The sequence below is a fragment of the Streptomyces californicus genome (assembly GCF_000717645.1).
Taxonomy (GTDB): Bacteria; Actinomycetota; Actinomycetes; order Streptomycetales; family Streptomycetaceae; genus Streptomyces; species Streptomyces californicus.
The window spans coordinates 254390-270559 of record NZ_JNZZ01000006.1 but is presented as its reverse complement, the minus strand read 5'-3'; the positions used below and the strand labels follow the sequence as shown (position 1 = coordinate 270559).

The 16170-nt window shown below is 74.2% G+C and carries 16 protein-coding genes and 1 other RNA gene; 8 read left to right on the top strand and 9 right to left on the bottom strand.

Going from position 1 to position 16170, the window contains the following annotated elements; translation table 11 throughout:
* Positions 1 to 7 precede the first annotated feature (7 nt).
* The 3 genes from IF19_RS0110530 to IF19_RS0110520 are packed head-to-tail and all read left to right on the top strand — an operon-like array spanning position 8 to position 3056.
* Complete coding sequence (locus tag IF19_RS0110530; protein WP_030276441.1) at positions 8 to 844, top strand: Nif3-like dinuclear metal center hexameric protein; 837 nt, start codon at positions 8 to 10, stop codon at positions 842 to 844.
* Positions 841 to 1584 (top strand): zinc ribbon domain-containing protein, encoded by a 744-nt coding sequence (locus tag IF19_RS0110525; protein WP_179887776.1) that lies wholly within the window; start codon positions 841 to 843, stop codon positions 1582 to 1584. The genes IF19_RS0110530 and IF19_RS0110525 overlap by 4 nt, the downstream gene beginning before the upstream one ends.
* Positions 1584 to 3056 carry a bifunctional RNase H/acid phosphatase gene (locus IF19_RS0110520; protein WP_030121937.1) on the top strand — a complete coding sequence of 491 codons (1473 nt, stop codon included), beginning with the start codon at positions 1584 to 1586 and terminating at the stop codon, positions 3054 to 3056. Before IF19_RS0110525 ends, IF19_RS0110520 begins: the two co-directional genes overlap by 1 nt.
* A 97-nt stretch (positions 3057 to 3153) precedes the next feature.
* On the opposite strand, the gene eda is transcribed toward IF19_RS0110520, so the two are convergent.
* The 4 genes from eda to IF19_RS0110500 form a co-directional block, all read right to left on the bottom strand.
* Positions 3154 to 3825 carry a bifunctional 4-hydroxy-2-oxoglutarate aldolase/2-dehydro-3-deoxy-phosphogluconate aldolase gene (gene eda / locus IF19_RS0110515; RefSeq protein ID WP_030117909.1) on the bottom strand — a complete coding sequence of 224 codons (672 nt, stop codon included), beginning with the start codon at positions 3823 to 3825 and terminating at the stop codon, positions 3154 to 3156.
* A gap of 85 nt (positions 3826 to 3910) precedes the next feature.
* Positions 3911 to 4711: a peroxide stress protein YaaA gene (gene yaaA / locus IF19_RS0110510; protein ID WP_030117910.1), complete on the bottom strand. Its 801-nt coding sequence runs from the start codon at positions 4709 to 4711 to the stop codon at positions 3911 to 3913.
* Positions 4712 to 4818: 107 nt separating this feature from the next.
* On the bottom strand, positions 4819 to 5808 hold the full coding sequence (locus IF19_RS0110505; protein ID WP_234313204.1) for a hypothetical protein: 990 nt from the start codon (positions 5806 to 5808) through the stop codon (positions 4819 to 4821).
* Positions 5805 to 6554, bottom strand: a complete 750-nt coding sequence (locus IF19_RS0110500) for a MerR family transcriptional regulator (protein ID WP_030276437.1) — start codon at positions 6552 to 6554, stop codon at positions 5805 to 5807. Before IF19_RS0110500 ends, IF19_RS0110505 begins: the two co-directional genes overlap by 4 nt.
* Positions 6555 to 6733: 179 nt before the next feature.
* Between IF19_RS0110500 and IF19_RS0110495 the strand changes: the two genes are divergently transcribed.
* Together IF19_RS0110495 and rnpB are read left to right on the top strand one after the other, a co-directional pair.
* Positions 6734 to 7303 carry a Uma2 family endonuclease gene (locus IF19_RS0110495; protein ID WP_030117914.1) on the top strand — a complete coding sequence of 190 codons (570 nt, stop codon included), beginning with the start codon at positions 6734 to 6736 and terminating at the stop codon, positions 7301 to 7303.
* A 57-nt stretch (positions 7304 to 7360) separates the two neighbouring features.
* Positions 7361 to 7768, top strand: an RNA gene (rnpB, locus tag IF19_RS1000000135380) — RNase P RNA component class A.
* 83 nt (positions 7769 to 7851) lie between these two features.
* On the opposite strand, the gene bglS is transcribed toward rnpB, so the two are convergent.
* Both bglS and IF19_RS0110485 read right to left on the bottom strand, forming a co-directional pair.
* Complete coding sequence (gene bglS / locus IF19_RS0110490; protein ID WP_030117915.1) at positions 7852 to 8631, bottom strand: beta-glucanase; 780 nt, start codon at positions 8629 to 8631, stop codon at positions 7852 to 7854.
* Between the two features lie 327 nt (positions 8632 to 8958).
* Positions 8959 to 9972, bottom strand: coding sequence for a LacI family DNA-binding transcriptional regulator (locus IF19_RS0110485; protein ID WP_030117916.1), 1014 nt, complete (start codon positions 9970 to 9972; stop codon positions 8959 to 8961).
* 121 nt (positions 9973 to 10093) lie between these two features.
* Here IF19_RS0110485 and IF19_RS0110480 point away from each other — a divergent pair, with 121 nt between their 5' ends.
* Positions 10094 to 10597, top strand: a complete 504-nt coding sequence (locus IF19_RS0110480; protein ID WP_030121940.1) for a GNAT family N-acetyltransferase — start codon at positions 10094 to 10096, stop codon at positions 10595 to 10597.
* A 72-nt stretch (positions 10598 to 10669) separates the two neighbouring features.
* Here the strand turns inward: IF19_RS0110480 and IF19_RS0110475 are convergent, their stop codons facing one another.
* From IF19_RS0110475 to IF19_RS0110465, 3 genes are all read right to left on the bottom strand, one after another.
* Positions 10670 to 11572, bottom strand: coding sequence for a glycosyltransferase family 2 protein (locus IF19_RS0110475; RefSeq protein ID WP_030117918.1), 903 nt, complete (start codon positions 11570 to 11572; stop codon positions 10670 to 10672).
* Between the two features lie 79 nt (positions 11573 to 11651).
* Positions 11652 to 12359: a GNAT family N-acetyltransferase gene (locus IF19_RS0110470; protein ID WP_078625091.1), complete on the bottom strand. Its 708-nt coding sequence runs from the start codon at positions 12357 to 12359 to the stop codon at positions 11652 to 11654.
* Between the two features lie 166 nt (positions 12360 to 12525).
* Positions 12526 to 13926 carry an MFS transporter gene (locus tag IF19_RS0110465; RefSeq protein ID WP_172674275.1) on the bottom strand — a complete coding sequence of 467 codons (1401 nt, stop codon included), beginning with the start codon at positions 13924 to 13926 and terminating at the stop codon, positions 12526 to 12528.
* A gap of 208 nt (positions 13927 to 14134) precedes the next feature.
* Between IF19_RS0110465 and IF19_RS0110460 the strand changes: the two genes are divergently transcribed.
* The gene (locus tag IF19_RS0110460) at positions 14135 to 14803 is read left to right on the top strand and encodes a TetR/AcrR family transcriptional regulator (protein WP_234310373.1); all 669 of its coding nucleotides are present in this window, start codon (positions 14135 to 14137) and stop codon (positions 14801 to 14803) included.
* Positions 14804 to 15071: 268 nt separating this feature from the next.
* Positions 15072 to 16124: a hypothetical protein gene (locus IF19_RS0110455; protein ID WP_050492586.1), complete on the top strand. Its 1053-nt coding sequence runs from the start codon at positions 15072 to 15074 to the stop codon at positions 16122 to 16124.
* Positions 16125 to 16170: the final 46 nt, after the last annotated feature.

The window sequence follows — 16170 nt, the reverse complement described above, 5'->3', positions numbered from 1 at the left end:
TTCCCCCGTGCCCCGTCTGTCTGAAGTCATCGCCGCCCTCGACGCCCTCTGGCCGCCCGAGCGGGCCGAGGGGTGGGACGCGGTAGGGACGGTCTGCGGCGACCCGGAAGCGGAGATCGACCGGGTGCTGTTCGCCGTCGATCCCGTAGCCGAGATCGCCGACGAGGCCCGCGAGCTCGGCGCCCAGCTGATCGTCACCCACCACCCGCTCTACCTGCGGGGGACGACGACGGTCGCCGCCGACACCTTCAAGGGCCGGGTCGTCCACACGCTCATCAAGCACGACATCGCGCTCCACGTCGCGCACACCAACGCCGACACCGCCGACCCCGGCGTCTCCGACGCCCTCGCCGCCGCCCTGGACCTGCGCGTCACCGGCCCCCTCGTACCGGACGCCACCGACCCCCACGGGCGGCGCGGACTCGGCCGGGTCTGCGAACTGGACCACCCCGAGACCCTGGCCGCCTTCGCCGCCCGGGCCGCCGCCCGGCTCCCCGCCACCGCGCAGGGCATCCGGCTGGCCGGCGACCCCGAGGCCCTCGTCCGCACGGTCGCCGTCAGCGGCGGCTCCGGCGACAGCCTCTTCGACGCCGTCCGCGCCGCCGGAGTCGACGCCTTCCTCACCGCCGACCTGCGCCACCACCCGGCGTCCGAAGCCGTGCAGCACTCGCCGCTCGGCCTCGTCGACGCCGCGCACTGGGCCACCGAGTGGCCCTGGTGCGAACAGGCGGCCGCCCAGCTCGACGCGCTTTCCGACCGCCACGGATGGGGCCTGCGAGTCCACGTCTCGAAGCAGGTCACCGACCCCTGGACCACCCACCATTCCTCTGGAGCCCCCAACTGAACGCCGCGCCCGCCGACCAGATCCGACTTCTCGACGTCCAGGCCCTCGACACCCGTCTCGCCCAGCTCTCCCACAAGCGGTCCTCGCTGCCGGAGCACGCCGAGATCGAGCAGCTCAGCAGCGACCTCGCCCAGCTGCGGGACCTGCTGGTCGCCTCCACCACCGAGGAGAGCGACACCACCCGCGAGCAGACCAAGGCCGAGCAGGACGTCGACCAGGTGCGCCAGCGCGCCGTCCGCGACCAGCAGCGCCTGGACTCCGGTGCGGTCTCCTCGCCCAAGGACCTGGAGAGCCTCCAGCGCGAGATCGCCTCGCTCGCCAAGCGCCAGGGCGACCTCGAAGACGTCGTCCTGGAGATCATGGAGCGCCGCGAGGCCGCCCAGGAGCGCGTCACCGAACTGACCGAGCGGGTCTCCGCCGTCCAGGCCAAGGTCGACGACGCCACCGCCCGCCGCGACGCCGCCACCGCCGAACTGGACGCCGAGGCCGCCACGGTGGCCAAGGACCGCCAGGTCGTCGCCGAGGTCGTCCCCGCCGACCTGATGAAGCTGTACGACAAGCTCCGTACCCAGCAGGGCGGGGTCGGCGCCGCCCGGCTCTACCAGCGCCGCTGCGAGGGCTGCCGCCTGGAGCTGAACATGGCCGAGGTCAACGACGTGAAGGCCGCCTCCCCCGAGACGGTCCTGCGGTGCGAGAACTGCCACCGCATCCTGGTGCGCACCTCGGAGTCGGGCCTGTAATGAGCGTCGCCCGCCAGGTGGTGGTCGAGGCCGACGGCGGCTCCCGGGGCAACCCGGGGCCCGCCGGCTACGGCGCGGTCGTCATCGACCCGGCCACCGGCGAACCGCTCGCCGAGGCCGCCGAGTACATCGGCGTCGCGACGAACAACGTGGCCGAGTACCGGGGCCTGATCGCCGGCCTGACCGCCGCGAAGGCGCTGTTCCCGGACGCCGGGGACGCGCTGCGGGTCCACGTCCGGATGGACTCCAAGCTCGTGGTCGAGCAGATGTCGGGGCGCTGGAAGATCAAGCACCCCGACATGAAGCCGCTGGCGGCCCGGGCCGCCGCGATCCTGCCGCCGTCCTCCGTGACGTACGAGTGGATCCCGCGCGCGCAGAACAAGCACGCGGACCGGCTCGCCAACGAGGCGATGGACGCGGGCCGCGACGGCCGCACGTGGGAGGCGTCCGCCTCGACCGCCGCCCTGGACACCCCGAGCGCCCGCACCGCGAGTGCGCCGCCGCCCGTCCAGGGGCCGCCCGGCGACCAGGCGGCGGGCGCCGCCAGGGCCCGTGCCGCACTGGCGGCGGCCCGTGGCGCGGCGGCCCCCGAAGGGCTCTTCCCGATGCCGGGCGCGCAGGAGCCGGAGCCGCCGGTTGAGGCAGCGCCGGTCACCGGGGCGGCCGCACCGGCCGCTGAGCCGTCCGCCGCACCGGGCGCTGAGCCGTCCGAAGCCCCGGTCGCATCGGCCCCGGAGCCGTCCACAGCTCGGGTCGCACCGGCCCCGGAGCCGTCAGCCACCCCGGTCGCATCGGCCCCGGAGCCGACCGCCACCCCGCAGACCGGCTGGGGCTCGTCCCCCGACCTCGGGGCCCCCGCCACGCTCGTCCTGCTCCGGCACGGCGAGACCGCCCTCACGCCGCAGAAGCGGTTCTCCGGCAGCGGCGGCACCGACCCCGAACTGTCGGCCACCGGCCGTGACCAGGCCGAACGGGCCGCCGCGCACTTCGCCGCCCTGGGCACCGTCCAGGAGATCGTCAGCTCCCCGCTGCGCCGCTGCCGCGAGACCGCCGCCGCCGTCGCCGCCCGGCTCGGCCTGGACGTCCACGTGGACGAGGGCCTGCGCGAGACGGACTTCGGCGCGTGGGAGGGCCTGACCTTCGGGGAGGTGCGGGAGCGCCACGGCGACGACCTCACCGCCTGGCTGGCTTCCCCGGACGCCGCTCCGACCGGCGGCGGCGAGAGCTTCGCGGAGGTGGCCGGGCGGGTCGCCGCCGCCCGGGACCGGATCGTCGCCCGGTACGCGGGCCGCACGGTCCTCCTCGTCACCCACGTGACCCCGATCAAGACGCTCGTCCGGCTCGCCCTGGGCGCTCCGCCCGAGGCGCTGTTCCGGATGGAGCTGTCGGCGGCCTCGATCTCCACCGTCGCGTACTACGGCGACGGCAACGCCTCCGTACGCCTGCTCAACGACACCTCGCACCTGCGTTAGCGGGGGGCCGGGGTGCCGCCGACGAGGGGGCGCCCCGGGGCGGCGGCGGGGCCGTGTGTGCCGACGGCGGGGATCACCCCGTGCCGCCGCCGGGGGATCAGCCCGCGAGTGCTGACGCCTCCGCCGCCAGGCGGGCCACCCGGTCCCAGTCCTTCGCCGCCACCGCGTCGCCCGGGACCATCCAACTGCCGCCCACGCAGCCGACGTTGGGCAGGGCGAGGTACGAGGGCGCGGAGGCGAGCGAGATGCCGCCGGTCGGGCAGAACCGGGCCTGGGGGAGCGGGGCGGACAGGGCCTTCAGATAAGCCGTGCCGCCCGCCGCCTCGGCCGGGAAGAACTTCATCTCGTGTACGCCGCGCTCCAGCAGGGCCACCACTTCGGAGGTGGTCGAGACGCCCGGCAGGAACGGGACGCCGGACGCCTTCATCGCCTCCAGCAGCGCGTCCGTCCACCCCGGGCTGACCAGGAACCGCGCTCCGGCGTCCACGGTGTCCCGTACGTGCTCCGGCGAGATCACCGTGCCCGCGCCGACCACCGCGTCCGGCACCTCGGCGGCCATCGCCCGGATCGACGCCAGCGCGGCGGGAGTCCGCAGCGTCACCTCGATCGCGGGCAGCCCGCCCGCCACCAGCGCCCGCGCCAGCGGCACGGCGTCGGCGACGTCGTGCAGGACGACGACGGGGACGACGGGTGCGAGGTCCAGGACGGAGCCGCCGGACGGGGCGGACGCGGCGGAGGGGGCGGCAGGGGGTACGGCGGAGGAGGTCATGGGGTCATCCTGCCGCGCGTGAGCCACTCCCTGCAACGAGCGTTGCGCATGGTGCAACGCCCGGACCTTCGGTGCCGGCGTCGGGTCAGTGGATCTCCGTCACCACCACGTCCAGCGACCACGGCCGCCCGGCCCGCGCGGGGGCCTCGGCCTCCACGACGTATCCGAGGTCCCGCAACGTCTCCACCAGCCGCGCCGGGTCCTCGGGCCGTGCGCCCGCCACCAGCAGATCGCGTACCAGCCGGCCCTTGGTCGCCTTGTTGAAGTGGCTGACCACAGACCGCTTCTCCACACCGTCCACGATCTGCGCGTGCAGCACGCGTACGCTCGCCGTCCGCGACGCCACCTCGCCCTTCGGCTTCCACGCCGCCGCATACGCGGAGGACCGCAGATCCAGGACGAGCCCGCTCCCGGCGGCCTCGGGCAGCACGGTCTCCATCGGGGTCCGCCAGTACGCGCCGAGCGCGCCGAGGCCCGGCAGCTTCACGCCCATCGAGCAGCGGTACGGCGGAATCCGGTCGCCGATCCGGACCGCGCCCCACAGCCCCGAGAAGACCAGCAGCGACGCGGCCGCCCGCCGCCGCGCGCCCGCCTCCAGCGAGGCCAGGTCGAGGGCGTCGTACAGCACACCGGTGTACAGCTCCCCGGCCGGCCGGGTCCCGGCGGTACGCAGCTCGGCGTTCTTGCCGACCTCGCCCGCAAGACCCACGCTCAGGCCCAGCACCGTACGGGCCTTCTCCTCGTCCGCCTGGCACAGCTCGACCAGCTCGTCCAGCACCGCCGCCCGCGCCGGGGCGAGCCCTTGCAGCGACAGCGACTCCGGCTTCAGGGACGCCCCGCGCCCCGACGCGGCCTTTCCCTCGGAGGGCGGCAAGAGCACGAGCACGGCGGTTCTCCTTCGTACGTACGACGAGCGCGGACCGGGTCGGCGTACGGGCTCTCCGGGTCCCCGGCAAGGGTACGGCCTGCTGCTACGCGGCCGGAGCCGACCGCTCACCGCCCACCGGCCGCTGCCGTACCGCCTGCCTTAGCCTTTCCGCCCGCCGCTGCCTTCCCGCCCGCCGCAGCCTTTCCGCCCGCCGCAGCCTTTCCGCCCGCCTGTGCCGTCCCGGCCGCATCCGCATCCGCATCCGCCTCCGTCGACCGCTCCCGGCCCAGGGCGGCGACCATCGCCCGGGGATCGTCCGCGTGGAAGCGGAGGGTCCGGGCGCTCCCGCGCCGGCCCAGCGGCCGAACGAACTCCACCGGCTCCGTCAGCTCGACGCTCACCGTCGTCTGGCTCCCCACCGCCAGATCCAGCGTCCCCTCCTCGTCCACCCGGACGAGCCCCCCGTCCGTGAAACGCCGCTCCACCCGGGCGGAGACGATCACGGCGGCCGGCACCCGGAGGTCGAACAGCGCCCCGTACCGCAGTCGCAGCGCCCCGTCCGCCGCCACCACGTGCGGCCGCGTCTCACAGGCCGCGTGCAGAGCGAGGATGATGAGGATCCCGTACACGTCGACCACCAGCACGACCGCGTGGACCAGCGGCCAGGGGATCACGAGGGCCAGCACCACCCTCTCCACGACGGAGACGAGCAGGAACGCCCACATGATCCACGCCTGCGGTCCGGTGTACGGGAACGGCCGGGCGCCCTCCGGGACCCGGTGGCGGCGGCGCAGGAGCCACAGCCCGAGACTGTGCAGCGCCCGCACCTCGTGCACCACCAGCCGCCGCACGGCCACCGGCACCACGGCGCGCACCGCCGCCGCCCCGGCCGCCCGCCGCCCGTCACCGGCCCGCCGCCGGGCGGCGTACAGCGGCCACATGACGTACGCCTCCAGCGCGAGCACACCCAGGACCAACGCCTCGGCCCCGAGCAGGACGGCGCCCGGAATCCGTACCCCGGCCACGAGGCAGACCGCCAGGAACAGTTCGCCGGGCAGCGCCGCCCACACCGCGATCCGGGCCGCCCGCAGCCCCGCCGTTCCCCCCGTGCTCATGCCCCCTCCCGTCCCCGCACCCGCCCGGCCAGCCCCTCCATCACCCGGCGCACCACCTCGCGCTGCGCGGGCGGGTAGTCGTCGAGCAGCACCCGCCCGAACCCGGTGGCGGACGGTTCCCCCGCCGGAAACACGGCCAGCACCTCGTCCGGCACGGCGGCGACCAGCTCGGCCGCCAGCGGTGCGATGCGCGGGTCGTCCACCCGGGCCCCTTCCAACTCGTCCAGCCGCTCGTACAGCCCGAGCACGGCCGGGTCCTCCGCCAGCGGCCGCAACGCGGCGAACACCGCGGCCCCGGCCTCGTCGCCCGCCGCGTCCAGCAGCGCCAGATGCTCGCGGTCCTTCGCGGCGGCCGGTGAACCGGTGGCGGGCGCGTGCTCCAGGAGGGCCGCGAGGGCGGGCGAGAGTGGCCCGTCCGAGGAGGGCGGCGCCGCCAGCAGCGCGGCCAGCACCTGCCGCCGCCCGTGGATCTCCCGTTCCTGCCGCGCCAGATCCGCGTCCAGCTCCCCGAGCACCTCGGCCAGCTCCCGCCCCGCGTCGTCGGCGAGCACGTCCCGCACCTCGTCCAGGGAGAGCCCGATCTCCGTCAGCCGCCGGATCCGGGCCAGCAGCACGGCGTCCCGGACGGTGTACGACCGGTAGCCGTTCGCCTGCCGGGCCGGCTCGGGCAGCAGCCCGATGTGGTGGTAGTGCCGAACGGTCCGCGAGGTGACTCCCACGAGCGCGGCGATCTCTCCGATACGCATGCGGCCAGTAGAAACGTTGACGTCGCGACAAGGTCAAGCGGCGCGTTCTCCCTCGCTCCTTCGTCCACGCCGAGCGGTCCTGTGCCACGATCGGGGGAAGAACTCCCCTCTCACGGACGGCTGGTCCCCCGATGCCCCAGTCTGGCGAGCGACCGAGGAAGGAGCGTGAGATGACTGCCATGGCCCACGAGCCGCTCACGCAGGCAGAAGTCCTTCTGGAGGGCTTCCTGGCCCTGGACACGCCGGAAGGCTTCCGGGCCGAGCTGATCGAGGGGGAGATTGTCGTGACGCCGCCGCCGGACGGGGACCACGAGGACTACATCGGGCTGATCGTCGACCAAGTGGCCAGGCGAGCCCGTACCCGCATGCAGTTTTCCGGAAACAAGGGCCTGAAACTCCGCAGCGGGGGCGGCTGCCCCAAGAACCACGCCATCCCGGACGGTACCTTCGCCCCTCTTGAGCTCCGTCTCTTCCGCGGCGCCGATCCCTGGATGCCCTGCGAGGGCGTCGCCCTGGTCGTCGAGGTCACCTCCACCAAGCCGCAGGCCGACCGCGAGGCCAAGCGCCGCTGCTACGCCCGCGGCGGCATCCCGCTCTATCTGCTCATCGACCGGGACGACAGCTCGGTGACGCTGTTCAGCGACCCGGAGGGCGACGACTACCGCCAGCACCTCACGATCCCGTACGGGAAACCGCTCCCGCTGCCCGAGCCCTTCGCCTTCGAGCTGGAGACCGGCGACTTCGGCTGAACCGCACGGGCGGGGCGGCCGGCCGGTACAGCCCGGTAGGATGGCGATCACGGCAGACGAGTCGGCCGGACGGCCGCGTGGGGATCTCCGGATCCTCCCGAGGAACGTCCGGGCTCCACAGAGCAGGGTGGTGGCTAACGGCCACCCGGGGTGACCCGCGGGACAGTGCCACAGAGAACAGACCGCCCGGGACTTCGGTCGCGGGTAAGGGTGAAACGGTGGTGTAAGAGACCACCAGCGCCTGAGGTGACTCAGGCGGCTAGGTAAACCCCACTCGGAGCAAGGTCAAAAGGGGCCGCCCCAGCGATGGGACGGCTCTGCGTGGACGTTCGAGGGCTGCTCGCCCGAGTTCACGGGTAGACCGCAGGAGGCCGGCAGCAATGCCGGTCCTAGATGGATGGCCGTCTCCCCGGCCGCCGCGAGGCGACCGGGAGACAGAACCCGGCGTACAGGCCGGCTCGTCTGCCGCTCAGGCCCCCGACCCGCGATGCAGCGGTTCAGGGGCCCTCTCGTTGAGCTCCTGCGGCGTCGCCTCTTCCCTCGTCGGATCAGTACTTCGTGTACTTGATCCAGTCGTAGCGGGCGGTCAGCGGAGTGCCGGGATAGGTGAAGCGGCCGAGCCAGCCGTCGACGCCGATCCCCGGCCACAGGTTGGTCATGATGCGCATCGGCCGGGTGGGCAGCGGGCCGCGGGAGCCGTTCTCCTGGTGGACCAGCCTGCCGTCCACGAACCAGTTGATGGTGCCCTGGTTCCACCACTCGATCGCGTAGTCGTGGTATCCGGCGGAGGCGTCGAATCCGAGGTCGATGACGGTCTCGTGGCCGCCGACGCCGTCGGTGAAGTAGTTGGTCTGCATCTGGGTGGTGTTCTTGCCGAGGATCTCGACGTCGATCTCGTCCCAGGGCTGGCCGTCGCTCGGGCCGGTGTAGGTGAAGAACCCGGTCACCACGCCTTCGCGCTTGACCGCCTGGAGCCGTGCTTCGAAGCGGCCGTACGAGTACAGGTCGTTGGTGCGGTACTCGCCGGAGGCGTAGGGCTTGCCCGAGCAGCCGGAGGGGCAGGTCGCGACGTCGAGGTTCTGGCCCATGACGCCGCCGTTGAACCAGGTGTGGTCGGCGCGCCAGCCCACGTTGAACATGTCCCCGTTGGACCAGCCGTCGGACTTGCTCCAGCGGCCGGTGTCATGGAAGTCGAAGTTGTCGGTGAAGCTGCCGCCGACCGCGTACGCGGGGCCGGTCATCGGGGAGAGGAGCAACGCGAGGGCGGCGAGCGGTGCGAGCAGCCAGTGGGGTGTGCGGAACCGACGTGATCTCGTACGGGATGGCATCTCTCGGCCTCCTGGTGCCGTGAAACCCGGGTGGGGGGACAGGCGGGGCGCCCGCCGGTGGCACAGCTGTGCGGGGGAGGGGCGCCTGTGGTGCGGCGTGCGGGGGCAGAACTGGGAGCGCTTCCAGAACGTAGCAGCGGTCTGTTGAGCCGACAAGGGATCGGTACGACGCTCTGTTCTGGAAGCGCTACCGGTCTTCCGCCCCGGGCGTTCGTGGGTGCCGACCGGCGGGCGTGGGCGGTGCCGGTGAGTCTGGCGCCGCCCGCCGACGTCCGTACGTCCGCGCGGGGCCCCAGGGGTGCCGCTCCCGGCGGATGCGCCCGCCCGTCACGTGCTGGAACGCCGCACCAGGCGGGTGGGGAGGATCAGCGGGCTGGATTCACGGCCCGCGATGAGCCCCACGAGCATCCGGGCCATCTCGTGCCCGAGATCCCGGATGGGCTGGTGGACCGTGGTGAGCGCGGGGTCGGTGACCTGCGCGACGGCGAGGTCGTCGAACCCCACCACGGCCACGTCCCCGGGCACGGACCGGCCGGCTTCGCGCAGCGCGCGCAACGCGCCCGCCGCCATGTTGTCGTTGGCCGCGAACACCCCGTCCAGATCCGGATGCGCCTCCAGCAAGCGGGACATGGCGGCGGCGCCGGCCGCCTCGGAGAAGTCCCCCTCCGCGGGCGGACGAGGCGTCAGTCCGGCGAGCGTCATGGCCTCCCGGTAGCCGCGGTGCCGGGATCTGGCCACCTCGGTGTCCAGCGGCCCGCAGATCGTGACCACGCGGGTCCGCCCGCGTGCGAGCAGGTGGTCGGTGGCGTCCCGCGCGCCGCCGACGTTGTCGATGTCCACGTACCAGCGCGGTTCGACATCCACCGGGCGCCCGCCGAAGACGACCGGCAGCGGGCTCTCCTCGGCGAGCCGGGCCAGCGGGTCGTCCTCGTGCGACGCCGTCAGCATCACCCCGTCGACGGCGCGCGAGCGCACGAGCTGCTCGACCCGCCGCCGGCCGCGGGCGGTGGCGGCCACGCACAGCATCATGTTCAGGTCGGCTTCCTCCAGAGCGCCGGCCACCCCCGCGATGACCTGGGCGAAGAACGGGTCCGTCAGAACCTCCGTGTCGTCCCGCGAGATGACCAGCGCGGCCGCACCCGCCTGACGCGTGGCCAGGGCACGCGCCTTCGGGTCGGGGACGTAGCCGAGCTTCCTGACCGCCTTCTCCACGGCTTCGCGCTTGGCCCGGCTGACATGGGGAGCGTGGTTGATCACCCGGGAGGCCACCGACCGCGACACACCGGCCAGCGCGGCCACCTCGTCGAGCGTGGCGTGCCGGTGCGGCAGCTCCTCGGTCATGGACACGGGCCTTCCCTCGCGGCGGGCATGGAAGCCCCCATTGTGACCGGTGGGCGCTGTGGCCGGGCCGCTGATCCGGGGCCCTTCCCCGGCGGATCCGCCGCGTGTTCTGATCACCCGTATGACGGATCATGAGAGCGGCCGACCGCCCGCGACCGCACCCGCAGGCGTACGGCTGCGCCCGGCCGGGCCCGCCGACGCCGAAGCCGTTGCCCGGGTCTTCCTGGAGTCCCGCGCCGCCGCCATGCCGTATCTGCCCCGGGTCCACAGCGACGCGGACACCCTCGCCTGGATCACCCATGTCGTGCTGCCCACCAGTACCGGGGTGTGGGTGGCCGAGCAGGAGGGCGAGGGCGGCGAGGTGCTCGGGTTCGCCGTGCTGGCCGGGGGCGACGAGCTCGACCAGCTCTATCTGCGGCCGGACTCGCTGCGGCGGGGGATCGGTAGCCGGCTGCTGGCCGAGGTGCGCGGCGCGGCCGGGGGCGGGCTCAGCCTGTACGTGTTCCAGCGCAACGCCGCGGCCCGGGCCTTCTACGAGCGGCACGGATTCACCGCCATCGCGTACGACGACGGGGCCCGCAACGAGGAGAACGAGCCGGACGTGCTCTACCGCTGGGTTCCGTGAGCCGCTGAGTCCCGTGAGCCGCTGCCCTCGTGAGCCGCCGGAGCCCGTGAGTCGCTGCCCCCGGCGACTGCGTCAGATGACCGGCGGGCGTCCCAGGCGCGTCATCCGCCACACCGTCGACCAGCGCATCGGGCGCCGCGTGCCGCACGGGGTGCGGACCCCCTCCGCGAAGCCGCCGGCCCAGGCGCGCAGGCCCTTCGGGTCGCGGGTACGGGCGAGGGTGAGGAGCGTCCAGGTGGAGAGGTAGGCCGGGACCAGGGGGAGGGGCAGGTTGCGGCGGGCCAGCCAGACGCGGTTGCGGGCCGTCATCCGGTAGTAGACCGCGTGCCGGGCCGGGGACGTCTTCGGGTGCTGGAGCAGCAGCTCGGGGTCGTACTCCACCTTCCAGCCCGCGTCGAGCGCGCGCCAGGCGAGGTCGGTCTCCTCGTGGGTGAAGAAGAACTCGGCGGGCCACAGGCCGGTCTGCGCCAGCATCTTCATGGAGAACGCGTGGCCGCCGCCGAGGAACGCCGTGACCGGGCCGCCGCGCATCGGGTCGCCCGCCCGCAGCCGGGGCACGTGCCTGCGCTGGGTCTCGCCGTGCTCGTCGGCGATCCGGAAGCCGACGATGCCGAGCCGGTCGTCGGCCGCGAAGTGGTCCCGGACCCGGCGCAGGACGTCCTTGTCGACCAGCAGCCCGTCGTCGTCCAGCTCGACCACCACGTCCACGTCGCCGATCTCGGCGAGCCTGCGCAGCCCCTCGTTCCGGCCACCGGGGCAGCCGAGGTTCTCCGGCAGCTCGATGGTGGTCACCCCGCCGTCGAGATCGTCCAGGCCCGGGACGGAGGTGTAGTCCGGGAGGGCCGTGCCGTTGCCGATGATCACGAGCCGGGTGGGCCGGACGTCCTGCATGGCGACCGACGCCAGCAGCGCCTCGACCGCCTGCGGGCGGTCTCCCATGGTCACGATGGATACGCCGATGCGTGGTGCGGACAAGTTCGGTACTCCTGGGGCTCGGCCGCCGGTCGTCGATGGCTGGTCGGCAGCGGTGCCCGCGATCGTAACGCCTCGCTGTTCAGTTCGCGGTCGCCGCCCGGCCATCTACCGACCCGTCGGTGTTCAGCAACCCGTAGACGACCATGTCGCGCCGCTGGTCGCCCACCTGCTGCCAGCCGCGCAGCAGCCCCTCACGGCGGAAGCCGCTCTTCTCGGCGATCCGGGCGGACGCGTTGTTCCACGGCTCCACACAGAGCTGGAGGCGGGGGATGCCGAGGTCGTGCAGGGCCCACCCGGTCACCGTACGCAGCGCGGCGCTCGCGATGCCCTGGCCGCGCGCGGACGGCACCAGCCAGTAGCCGAGCGAGGCCCGGCCCGCGGGCAGCTCGCGGAGCCAGAGCCCGATCGCGCCGACCGGCCGCCGGTCCCGGGAGCGGACGATGGCGAACGGGTACCCCGCACCGGTGGCCGCGCGCTCCCACTGACGCCGGACGAACGCCTCGGCGGCCGCTTCCGAGTAGGTGGCCGGGACCGTGGTGATGAGCGGGATGTACGGGTCGAGGGAGGCTTCCCGGACCAGGGGGAGGTCGCTCATCTCCCAGGGGCGCAGGACGAAACCGGCTCCGGCGGACAGGCTCGGAACGGTCAGCGGCGCGGGGCCGGGGCCGGGGCCGGGGTCCCGGTCGGCGTCGGCGGCGGGATCGGCACGGGCGCCGGGGGCGCCGGCGGGATCGGTACGGGCGCCGGGGTCGCGGGGCTCGGGGGGGGGGGCGGGGGCGGCTGCCATGGGCGTATTGTCCCGCTGCCGGACCTGTGCCGCTCCCGGAACCGTTCCGCCGCCGGACCTGTGCCGCCCTCGGAACCGTCCCGCCCCCTGCCCGGCACCGCCCCCTGCTCCGTGCCGGGCCCGCTCCATCTCCGGCGCCGCCTCAGCCGTACTCCCGGGTGCGCCCTCAGTGCCCTTCGTGGGCCGCACCCTTCGTGTGCCTCGCCCCGGTCAGGAAACGCCCGGCGAGCAGTGCGCCGAGCAGCACCAGGGCCGCGTTGACGAGGACGGCGGTGGAGACGCCGGACAGCACGGCGTCCGGGCCGGTCGCGGCCCCCGTCCGGGCGGTGACGACCGCGCTCATCACCGGGATGCCGAGGGCGATGCCGACCTGCTGGGTCATCGTCGCCAGCCCGGTGGCCCGCCCCTGCTCCGCGTCCGGCAGTCCCGAGGTGGCCGTCACCATGAAGCCGACGATCATCAGCATGTTGCCCACGCCGCCGACGAAGGTGGCGGCCAGCAGCAGCCAGATCCACGCGCCGGACGTGCCGAGCGCCACCAGCATGAGGGTCGCCCCGGCCTGGACGGTTCCGCCGAGCACGATGGCCCGCCGGTTGCCGAACCGGCCCACCGCCCGTCCGCCGAGCACCCCGCCGACGACCGTGCCGACGCCGAGGACGCCGAAGGCGAGACCGGTGGCCAGCGCGGAGTAGCCGAGGACTTCCTGGAGGTACAGGGTGAGCAGGAACACCAGCGAGGTCTCGGTGGCGAAGGCGATCAGCCCGGCGGTGTTGCCCCAGACGACGCTCCGCCGCTTCAGGATGTGCACCGGGACGAGCGGGGCGGCGGCCCGCCGCTCGATGGAGACGAACGCGGCGAGCAGCGCGGCGCCGGCGGCGAGGGCGGCCAGGGTGACGGGCGCGGTCCAGCCGGTCTCGACGGCCTGGCTGAGCCCGAGGACGAGGAGCAGGAGCCCGCCGGTGACGGTGACCGCGCCCGGGACGTCCAGCCGGGGGCGCTTCTCCGGCCGGGAGTCGGTGATCGCGGACGGGGCCAGCGCCACCACCAGGGCCGCGACCGGTACGTTGACGAAGAAGGCCCAGCGCCAGGAGAGCAGGTCCGTCAGGAGGCCGCCGAGGATCGCCCCGGCGGTGAACCCGGCCGACATCAGGGCCCCGTTGAGCCCGAGCGCGCGTTCCCGCAGCGGCCCCTCGCGGAACGCGGTGGTCAGCAGCGCGAGCCCGGCGGGGGTGACGGCGGCGGTGGCCAGTCCTTGCAGCACGCGGGCGGTGAGGAGTACCTCGGGCGAGGTGGCGAGGCCGCCGAGGGCGGAGGAGAGGCCGAGGACGGCCATGCCGCCGACGAACAGGTTCTTGCGGCCGACCAGATCGGCGACGCGGCCGAAGAGGAGCGTGAACCCCGCCGCGGCGAGCGCGAAGGACGTGGCGATCCACTGGAGGTGGGCCAGGGAGAAGCCGAGCCCTTCCCCGACCACGGGCAGGGCCACGTTCAGGATCGAGAAGTCCACCGCGATCATGAATTGGGAGCCGAGCAGCAGCGTCAGCACGAGCTTCTGGCGGCCGGTCATCCGGGGGCCGGCGGTGCGCGGGGCGGTCTTCGCCCCTCCGGCCGGTGCGGATGCGGATGTGGTTGCCGGTGCGGCACCGGGAGTGGTGCTGGATGAGGGCATGGCGAGTACGCCTTCCTGACAGGGGAGCCCTAAACGGTTCTACGGTTCCGTTAGGGTGGGCTCACCGTAACAGGGGGAGTGGCTTTAATGGAACTGGAGACCCGTTATGACGTCAGTATCTGATTCCGACGGCCCCGGGAGTGGTTCCGGCGGCCTCGGCGGCGACGGCTCGGACGGGTCGGAGCCCGGCACGGTGCGCCCCGGCGGCCGGACCGCCCGGGTGCGGGAGGCTGTGCTGCGCGCGGCCGGGGACGCGCTGGCCGAGCACGGCTTCGACGGGCTCGACCTGACCGACGTCGCCCGGCGCGCCGAGGTCGGCAAGACGACCGTCTACCGGCGCTGGTCCCACCCCGCCGGGCTGGTGGCCGATCTGCTCTCGGACATGGCCGAGCAGTCGGTGCCGCGCGCCGACACCGGATCGGTCGCCGAGGATCTGCGGGCCAACGCCCGCCTGGTGGTGAGCACCCTCACCGACGCCCGGCAGGGGGCCGTCTTCGCGGCCGTGATCGCGGCCGCCACGTGCGACCTGCGGACCGCCGAGGCCCTGCACCGCTTCTACGCGGTGCGGATCGGGGAGTGGTCGGGCTGCGTCGAGGCGGCGGTCGAACGCGGCGAACTGCCCGCGGGCACGGACCCCGGCGAGGTCGTCGCGGCGGTGTCGGCGCCCCTCTACTACCGGCTGCTCGCCAGCGGCGCCCCGCTGGACGAGGCGGCGGCGGACCGCGCCGCGGAGGCCGCCGTTGCCGCCGCCCGGGCCGGAGTGTTCGTGCGCTGAGGGCGCTGAGGGCGCTGAGTGCGCCGAGGGTGCTGAGGGCGCCGAGGGTGCTGAGCGGGCTGAGGGTGCTGAGCGGACTGGGGGCGCATGGGGCGTCGAGGAGGCTGGGAGGGCTGCGGGGGCGTCGGGCGGAAGCTCCGCGCCGTACGGGGCTCGATGTGCGGCAGGGCCGAGGGTCTCGCCCGCCGTGGAGGGCGCCCGCGGCGGCGGGTGTCGCCGGGGGTGACCGGCTTCGCGGCCTCCGGCGGGGCGTCGATAAAGTGCTGGAATGATATTCGGTAGAGCCGGGTTCGGGGGTGCCGTCGCCGACTTCGAGTCCGCGGTGACGGCGCAGGACGCCAAGCGGTCGCGCAAGGCGTTCGGCCGGCTTCAGGAGACCTTCGGCCAGGCCCGGGAGCCGGAGCTGCTGGACGGCGGGCCGCGGCTCGCCGCCGTACTGGAGCAGGTGCCGCCCGGTCCGCGTGCCGTCGTCGCCGTCCTCGTCGGGGCCTGTGTCGAACGCGGCGCCGACGCCGAGCGCTGCGCCCCGGCCGTGCTGGCCGGCCTCCGGTGGGCCCTGGAGCAGGCCGCCGCCTTCGCCGAGGCGTGGGCCGCGACCGGCGGCGGGCCCTTCCCCGCACCGGACGACGGGGAGCCGGGCGCGGAGGCCGTCGAGCGGGCCGGGCTCGACCCGGCGCTCGGCTGGTGGACGCTCCGCGCGTGGGAGTCGGCGGCCGTCGCCCTGCTGAACGACCGGGCGGTCCGCGCCGGGGCCGACGACCGGAGTGGGCTGCTGCGGCTGCTCACCGCCGTGACGGAGACGTCCGGCCAGGAGTTCACCTCCCTCGCGTACGCCCTCCGGGTGCTGGACGACGAACCCCTCGTCGCCCTTCACCGGACGAGCCGTACGGGCTACGTCCTGCGGCTCTCCGGCATCGGGGACAACTTCCAACTGCACACCCTGCTCGCCGACACGCTCATCGGCGGCGGCCATGTGGCGGGCCGCGCGCCGTCGCCGCAGGAGGCAGCCGTCTGCCGGGAGACCCCGGGGCAGGTGATGGCCGAAGGCTCCTTCGACCTGGTGGCCCCGGGCGGCGAACCGGTCTGGAACGAGGGCGCGCCCGCCGACATCCCGGTCGTGGACGGCGTCCGGCTGCTGGTCCTGGACGAACCGTCCTACCGGCGGTCCTGGGCCGCGGGGCGGTTCTTCCCCGGCATGCGAGGCGACCTCCTGCTGGAGCGCACCCTCGACCCGGAGGAGACGGAGCGCTGGTACGGCCGTGTCTCCCCGCCCGCCGCCCCGGTCGGGGAGTCCGCCGGAGCCGAGGGCCTCACCGGCTGACTCCCCGGTCCGTCACCGGCAGGCTCAGACGGTCTGAAACCGGCCG